This window comes from Natronococcus jeotgali DSM 18795 (assembly GCF_000337695.1).
Taxonomy (GTDB): Archaea; Halobacteriota; Halobacteria; order Halobacteriales; family Natrialbaceae; genus Natronococcus; species Natronococcus jeotgali.
Window position 1 is genome coordinate 1 of the sequence record NZ_AOIA01000074.1, and the last position, 8,597, is coordinate 8,597.

The following is an 8,597-nucleotide window of genomic DNA, read 5'->3' on the forward strand; positions in this document are numbered from 1 at the left end:
GAATGTGACGGAAGCTTCCTGCGAGAGCGTCTGAAGTTGTCGTCAATCGGCGGCAAAACAAGGCATATTACGTTGTGACCTGGATGCCGTTGCGCTCGTCGGCGTGGATGTTGATGTTTCAACCCCATGCTGGGACGCTATTACGTTGTGACCGTCGGTTGTCCTCGGCCTCGGACATGGCATCCTGTTTCAATCCCATGCTGGGACGCTATTACGTTGTGACGATCCCGACCGGCGCCGGCGAGCGCCAGGTATGGGAGTTTCAATCCCATGCTGGGACGCTATTACGTTGTGACATTGTGGACTGGGACTGTCCGGTTTGTGGATATCAGTTTCAATCCCATGCTGGGACGCTATTACGTTGTGACCGGCCCCGTGGAGATCCTCGACGGACCGCTGATGGTGTTTCAATCCCATGCTGGGACGCTATTACGTTGTGACCCCATGCGGATGCGCGGGAACAAGTTCACCGGGTTGTTTCAATCCCATGCTGGGACGCTATTACGTTGTGACTTACTCCATCCCGGGCCGGCTCTTTCGCGCTTACTGAGTTTCAATCCCATGCTGGGACGCTATTACGTTGTGACCTCCGCGTCTCGCCGGTTAATGACTGGGTCGATTAAGTTTCAATCCCATGCTGGGACGCTATTACGTTGTGACAGGGGGTTCAAATCTTGGAAGCGACTCTCTCGAGCAACGTGATTCCACTGTGTAGCGGATTAGTTTCGTGGACCCCTACCGTACAGAGTATTTATAAAGGTCGATGAAAAGTGTTGTCATCTGTTGAGTCAATTTGGTTTGTGTCTTCTTTCCATCAATGATATAGGCTAGTGACATAGTACCTATACTGTGTTCCAATTATTATCAACGGAGGTGTTAGGATATTCGGCTGTACATTAGTGCTGACAGTGGGAGCAATCCACGCTTCCACCTCCCCTGGAACTATCATCTGAGTATGCAGTCGTTCATTTACGACGCACTCAACAAGTATGAACCCGAATTAGCGACGGAGCTGCACCAACTCCCACACGCACCCCCATTCGTATTCAGCGAGTTCGTACAGACAGGACCGTACCAGACCAACGAAGATGGGCTTACGTGCGAACGCGGATACTGGGTCATCAATAGTGACCGAAAGACGATCATCGACGCTGTAGCGAACCATGCTCGCCACAACGAGGTTCAGTTGGGACACACCGAAGTCCCGATTAAGGGGGCCGATTTAGAGGCTGTTGAAACAGAGACTCGAGCAAAATATCGGACTATGAGCCCGGTATATGTAAGCCAGTATGAGGATGACGAGCGTGTCGATCTCCATCCCGATGACGGAATGTGGTTCGCTCGGGTCAGAGACAACGTTAGAGATCGGATGGAAGCCAAGTGGGAAGAAACGCCGGACGAACTCATTATCGAGGACGTCCACTGGTTCAAGACATCCCGCCTCCGTACTAGCGGAGAGGGGTGGGCAACTGGAACACGTATGGAGGTCACGCTCCGGACCGATACACGAACCAGTGAGTTCATTCAAACAATGGGGCTTGGTGAGCGAACTGGCCTTGGCTTTGGCTGTGTGATGCCAGTCAATCAGATACCTGAGAGGTGGCGATAGTGGGCAATCAACTTACTCTGGATGAGGTTTCCGCTGGTGAGGCGACTAACACAGACCAAACAGTTCTGTTCCGACTGACAAGCGATCCGTTCGTCAACGAGGCGGTCGCCGATCTCGCCCAGAAACTCAACTCAATGGGCAACAAGCAAGTCTCGGTGTATCCGAATCGCATCGAAGTGCTTGACGAAGCAGATCTCAATGATGTGCTTTCCGATCTGAAATCACATATCGAGGAACGGTTAAAGCATACCCATCGTCGATCAGCTCGTGCTCTCGCGGTCAATCGAGCACTTGATGAACTTAGCGTACCGGATGATGACGCTCGGCGAATTGATAAGCCACGGACTCCGTACCCAGATGAGCAACTAACAGTCTATGAGGATGATTACATCGACGAGGAAAGCCTCGACGATGTTGGAATTGATGTTGATCTCGTCGAAGATGCGCTCGGTCGTAGTTTGAGTGGTGGCGGGGCTGCATTTATTCTTTCACCAGAGTACGTCGGCAACCCAAGCAGTCGGTCTGGACCAAAACAGATTGACCGCTTTGAGCGGTATTTTGCTACGTTTGAAGCCAGCCTGTGTGGAAACCACGAACTCAGTAAGGGAGATCATCCCTGCATGACCTGTGGATCCGAAACGATGCCGACGTACAAAGGCGTTGAAAATGGTAATCTGGAATACAACCAGAGCTTCAATATATTCGCGTCTACTACTGGTGATGCAACCCCTCTGGGTCAGAAGTCACGAAAAGACAAGCACCGTGGCCGATGTGCAGCCTGTCTTGTAGCTGGATTCTACTACATGTCGATGCCAAAAGTCGTACGACAAACAGCTATCGATGGGAACAATGCCCGCCTTTTTGCCCCGGTAGGTGATATCGAGACCCTCTACAATATCCGTGGAGACCTAAACCGTATACTGGAGGATATGACCGATTCCACCGACAAGAAGCGGTCCCGACAGCGAACACTTGGGCGGTTGTTCACCGAGTCCGCTGGGTTGCAGACGCTTGATTTCTACGAAGAAGTCTTACGAGAGGTCAATACTCAGCAAGAAAATCCATTCAAAGAGATCGAGCGCCGACCAACAGGACTGACCCACTTTGTCAGTGATGTTGGTCAAACTCGGACTATCGACTCGATTCAAGAAGTGGAACCGGGTGAATGGGCATACTCTGTCGTTGAAGAACGGTCTGTTGAGGATAACGACACTTACTGGCCAGTGCGCGATGTGCTACTATGGTTCGCCAGTACAACCAATGGTAGTTCGGGACTCGTTGATTTCAAGGACGATATTGGATTTGGCATCCTCGAGAAGCGACTCGTGCTACTCGAACGCGGAACGTTTGAAATCTCGAAAGCAGTGATCCGTGGCGATGCGGGCGCTGGGTACGTACCACGGATGCAGTACGTAAGCGACTACTTCACCACCATCATGCAGAACATGACAGAAGACGCTGAGATCGATTCGAAGAGTATCGAGAGTATCAAACAAGTTGCCTCGAATATTGGCCGGCTGTTCCACGGTGGAAACGATATTGGGGTACTCATCCAGCTACAGAACGCTGGCACTCCCGAGCAGTTCCTACAATCGTTTGAAAAGGCAGCTATGCAGGCTCAGAAGAAATCACTCGAGAACAATCAGAGTGACAGCTGGGTCGCATCGAAAGACGATGATGTAGAGCGAGTACTCAACCTGATAACCGACAAATCGACCTTCGACCCAACAAAACGCATGTTCGTTATTCACGCTTCTTTGGCTGCACAGTACGAGAACGTCGTCAACAGCACCGAAGGTGATGACAATGAGTGAGATTGCCCAGATTGGGATCGCACACTTAACTCACGTCGATCTCGGTAACCACAACGCTGGAGAGGGAGGGAGTCAGCTATCAGATCTTAAAAAAGTAGGGAATCAACCATATATTAGTGGACAGGCGTACCGGCATGCAATCAAAGACGCTCTGAAAGCCCAGACAGCAGAAGGGGTTGATTGCCATGCTGCACACCAGTGTGGGAGAATTAGCGAGTGCAAACTCTGTGACCTCTTCGGGTACATGAACCCAGAGGAGCTAGACGATATCGACGATATCCCAGTTAACCGAGTGTCGCCACTACGAGCAACGCCACTCGTTGGTCAGTATGATCAGCCGGTAACGACAGATATGATCCTCCAGTACGATCCTGGTATCGATGCTGAGAGTGTCACAGATTCAGATCATAATATCGGATATCGAGAGATGACAGAGAACGTATTCCGTGGCGCGCTCGCTATTGATATTCCTGCGATCGGTCGACGCGAAATCGAGAATATCGAGGAGACTAACAATGGAGTCCGATCTAAGAGAGAACTCACTAACGAACTTGACGACAATAACAATGGCGACGACCGTAAAGACCGTATAGAGGAACTCCTGACGGCTATCCAGAATACCTCGAATCTCGCCGGCCAAGCGAGGCATATGGCAGACTTCATGCCAGATTTCCTGATAGCGTCAACCCAACCTGTCTACAACCAGCGCGTCTCTAATGCGATCAGGACCGATCCTGAGACCGGTGAAGTCGACCCCTCGACACTCGAGAGCGTTCTCAAGGACTTGATCGCCCTCGAAGCGGACGTGTGGGTTGCAGGCACGCGAAACCCATCAGTGATGAATAATTGGGATGAAGTAATGGATGTCGTCGAATCCGTTGATGGCGTTGAAACTCAAGACTCGGTAGTAGCGACGTTTGATACGCTTAAGGATCACGTCAAAAAGAATCTGTAGTATGAGTGACCAAGTTCTCCGGGCAACACTGGATGTCCCGTTTGAGTGTGCGTTCGCCAAATCCGGAGCAATGAACGGCATTCCGTCATACAGGGTACCACCAATTCCTACGCTGCAAGGGGTTGTGTACGCTGCTCTCGGTCGCCCCTCGATTATCGGTTCGACTCGAGAAGATCGTGGAAATGAGACAGAAGCAGAATTTCGAGCACAGATACAGGAGGAATGTCGGTTTGGCGTGCGTATCGTTGATCCACCGGAACGTCACCGTGACCTGCGATCCCGAATGAAGCGCTCAAAAACGGGGAACGTGTCCGATCAGGGTGTCTATGAATCGACACCGACACAGGTGGAATCTCTGATCAAGCCAACCTATAAAATGTATATCGGTGGACCAGAACACTACCTAAGTACGTTCGAGAATGCGCTCAAGGACCCCGAGCGGTTACTCTATCTGGGCCGATCAGACGACCTAGTTGATATCCGCGAAGTGTCGGTCGACCCGATTAAACGAATCGATGAACCAGCAACGGTTGATTGTGTGATCCCCGAAGCTGGCGACGATCCCGAACTCCTACCCGTCGAACCAGATTACCTTGGCTATCGAAACGTCCCGAAACCAGCACGCGTCGAGACAGTATCGGTAACTGGAGGCGCCGTCGACCACTACTACGAAACACCAGACGGGGAGCGATTCATCTATGTCCTATGACGAGATCCTCGCGAAGAAATCACCAGCCGTCTCTTTTATTGACCATAGCCAATCAGTCGCAGAACACGCCAGTCTATTCGCGAATCAAGAATTATTTTCACACCGGTTAGATTCCATTGGAATGCAGATTTCTGAAGAGCGTCTAGCGGAACTTATTGAGATGGGGGCTTGGTTACACGATACAGGAAAAGTACATCCTGATTGGCAAGCTTGGGTCCACGGTGACAGAGCGGAGAAACCGAATCACAGCGCCCGAAGTGCGAGGTATACGCTTGAGTTTACCCGCAATCGCGATTTGCCACTGACTGAAACGATGGCACTGACGATTGCTGTTCTTCACCATCACACTGCGCTCACACGGGACCATATGACACCAGAAACGGTAGGGGATGACTCGAGGGTAACCGGTGATCCAGGTGAACAGTGGACAGATACTCTCTCATCGTCCGAAAGTAATGAATTTGCGTACCCACCACTCTCGTTGACTGGAGAGGCCAACAAGGAATTTGAGCGTTTTCTGACCTATACACGACAGCAGTTACATGGTGACCAAACAGAGTACCAACATGTTGGTGCATTAGCGACGGTGATTCGGTCGGTTCTAATTCAGGCAGATCACTACGCGAGTGCGAGCGCAACGGGCACTGAAATCGGCGTTCCCAGGCAATTGCACGCCGACGATATCTCATTATTTGACTCTCTCCGCCCATACCAGCAAGCAATCGATTCAGCAATCGACGCGCCACTAGTAGGTTTGGCGGGATGTGGTGAAGGCAAGACACATTCTGCTCTCCAATGGGGTCGCGAACTCGCAGCACAAGGTGAAATCGATCGACTAGTGTTCGCGATGCCGACTCAAGTGACGACCAACAATCTTCTCCTATCGATTACCGACGGCACCGAAGGAAGTGGTATACAGCCAGATCACTCATCACTGTATCACTCGGCAAGCGAGACGTTTTTAGAGAGCGAAGCCGGGTCAGAGCGGTGGGATACATCCAACCCTATGCTTGAGGAGTGGTCTCGACGCTGGTTTCAAAACCCAGTCACTGTTTCGACTGTTGATCACGTTCTTAGCACGCTTATCAACGGCTATCGGTGGTCGTCAATTGCGAAAGGAAATCTCTATCGAGCCGGGATCGTCTTCGACGAGGTCCACGCTTACGATACGCAATTAACTGGCCACCTTCTCGGAGCGCTGCGTAAGCTCAAAGAGTACGATATTCCGTGGTACGTAATGACAGCTACGCTTCCATCGTCGATTCAGAACGCACCCCCCATCTCTGGAGCGACAACGGTGCGAAGTGATGGTCGCCTTGCAGCTGATCAACCACCTCGAGAACCATTTGTTGTAGATGTCTCTAAGTGTGAGCTCACTGTCGATCGCGCTCTCGAAGTCGCTGATGAAACGGATGCGAAGAAGGTGATGGTTGTCAAGAACACTGTCGCTGCAGCTCGTGATCTTGCGATGCAACTCCGAGCTGCCGGCGAGACAGTAACATACTATAGTAGTGAGTTCATCCGTTCACATCGTCAAAAGAAAGAAGAAGACATTCGAGATCAATTTGGCGTCAACGCTACTGTCTCTGATAATCGTGAGTTTTTGGTCTCGACACAGGTTTGCGAGATTAGTTTGGATCTCTCAGCCGACCTTTTGTTGACTGACGTCGCACCGATTGATGCGATACTCCAGCGGGCTGGACGGCTCCATCGATCTGGTGTAAAACCAACCTCAGAAGATTGCTGTTCAATAACGGACTGTTCGCAGTGCAAGGGTCTCGAGAACCACCAGTACGAATGCCGAGTCTATGCGCCACTTAACAACGCTAAGTCATGGTATCCCTACGCTGAAAATCGCGATTCAGAGAAATGGGAGGTACTTGAAAGAACAGCGACAGTTCTCGGAGAGGCAGAAGCGTACCGTTTTGATCGCGCGCAAGAGTGGATTGATAGAGTCTACAACGAGTTCGAACTCGAGTACAATACGGCAACAATCCGAACGGCAATCAGCGAGGATTGGCTGTTTGGTCCCCATCGCCCTGTTACGGAGGATTCCAACGGAACGGACAATATCGAACTCCGATCAATATCGTCCTACAGAGTACCCGTACTGGCAGCTAGCTACACTGAACCAGATGGAAAGACATGGTCGCCTGAGAAAAGGTGGGAGAAAGAGCATACCTGTTCTCGATCCCAGTGTTCTGTGACAGCGACTGATACGGCATGTCGGTCTGATCTCTGGGAATTTATTCAGGACTACGCTATCGAGATCCCCGCATGGTGGATTCGTGACGGTCTCAATACAGAAACGTTCCCCGAGAGCAAGGACGAGATGCCGATATCGAAGGCGGAGGTTGCTTACTTCTATGACCGAGGTATTCTGCGAGAGTAAGGATTTTCATGGACCCACTTGAATAATGTGTACGGTAGGGGTCCACGAAGCCCGAGGTTCAATCGGCGTCTCGAGAAGCCAAAAAATGGTCTATCCACCGATTTCAGCCCCCTGTCGCAACGTAATAGCGCCCGAAAACGGGATTGAAACGACACGGTCCGCCGGGACTACTCGGGCCTCAAAGGGTCGCAACGTAATAGCGCCCGAAAACGGGATTGAAACACGCAGACGAGGGTGATCTTACCGTGGAGGACTACAGGTCGCAACGTAATAGCGCCCGAAAACGGGATTGAAACATCCACTGATCATCATCGTCTTCGACGCCAACCACCCGTCGCAACGTAATAGCGCCCGAAAACGGGATTGAAACGATCGAGCAACGGCAACTCGGTGACGCAGTCTTCGGTCGCAACGTAATAGCGCCCGAAAACGGAATTGAAACTTATCGGTAAGGTAGATCTCCTCGCTGATCTCGGGTCGCAACGTGATAGCGCCCGAAAACGGGATTGAAACGCGCTGCTACGTCGAGGATCAGATCGACAACGGCTGTCGCAACGTAATAGCGCCCGAAAACGGGATTGAAACAAGGAAGGACCGTCCCCCTCCCGAAAATTTCCCGCGGTCGCAACGTAATAGCGCCCGAAAACGGGATTGAAACTGTACGGAGACACCAACCCTCTCCGTTATCAAAAGGGTCGCAACGTAATAGNGAAAACGGGATTGAAACTGTACGGAGACACCAACCCTCTCCGTTATCAAAAGGGTCGCAACGTAATAGCGCCCGAAAACGGGATTGAAACAAGTCGCCGTAACTGTTGTCACTGAGGTCAACGACTTGTCGCAGGGCGGTAGAAACCCACAACGGGATTGAAACGGGACGGGCCAAGGCCTTCGGGCGTGGCGGTTCGGGTCGCAGAGCGATAGGTAATGACGGTTGGGGGCTATTGTATGATACGCTCTGATCTAAGTAGGCGACTGTCCCGGAAAGGGGGGTTTCCGGGACACCTGATTTTCCCTCTCGTAACCCTTATTGTACGCATTTATGTAGGGTTAAACCAGGGATGCCAGAAACTACCGTTTCGGTCACCGAGTCAACGACGACTAACCCCGACGGCGAC

At 51.4% G+C, this 8,597-nt stretch carries 5 protein-coding genes and 2 CRISPR repeat arrays; all 5 genes read left to right on the forward strand.

All coding sequences use genetic code 11. The annotated features are described in order from the left end of the window. Positions 1-115 precede the first annotated feature (115 nt). Positions 116-660: a CRISPR direct-repeat array (repeat unit 37 nt; unit sequence GTTTCAATCCCATGCTGGGACGCTATTACGTTGTGAC). 235 nt (positions 661-895) lie between these two features. From cas6 to C492_RS22540, 5 genes are read left to right on the forward strand one after another with little or no spacing between them, the layout of a single operon-like run. Further along, positions 896-1,609, forward strand: a complete 714-nt coding sequence (gene cas6 / locus C492_RS08215; protein ID WP_338042164.1) for a CRISPR-associated endoribonuclease Cas6 — start codon at positions 896-898, stop codon at positions 1,607-1,609. Further along, entirely contained in the window at positions 1,609-3,423 is a 1,815-nt protein-coding gene (locus tag C492_RS23585; protein WP_152424845.1) for a hypothetical protein, read from the forward strand. Before cas6 ends, C492_RS23585 begins: the two co-directional genes overlap by 1 nt. Then, complete coding sequence (gene cas7i / locus C492_RS22530) at positions 3,416-4,378, forward strand: type I-B CRISPR-associated protein Cas7/Cst2/DevR (RefSeq protein ID WP_160166974.1); 963 nt, start codon at positions 3,416-3,418, stop codon at positions 4,376-4,378. The genes C492_RS23585 and cas7i overlap by 8 nt, the downstream gene beginning before the upstream one ends. Before the next feature lies 1 nt (position 4,379). After that, complete coding sequence (locus C492_RS22535; RefSeq protein ID WP_083898790.1) at positions 4,380-5,087, forward strand: type I-E CRISPR-associated protein Cas5/CasD; 708 nt, start codon at positions 4,380-4,382, stop codon at positions 5,085-5,087. Continuing rightward, positions 5,077-7,479: a CRISPR-associated helicase/endonuclease Cas3 gene (locus C492_RS22540; RefSeq protein WP_083898791.1), complete on the forward strand. Its 2,403-nt coding sequence runs from the start codon at positions 5,077-5,079 to the stop codon at positions 7,477-7,479. Before C492_RS22535 ends, C492_RS22540 begins: the two co-directional genes overlap by 11 nt. 113 nt (positions 7,480-7,592) lie before the next feature. Then, positions 7,593-8,137: a CRISPR direct-repeat array (repeat unit 37 nt; unit sequence GTCGCAACGTAATAGCGCCCGAAAACGGGATTGAAAC). The last annotated feature ends 460 nt before the right edge of the window (positions 8,138-8,597 follow it).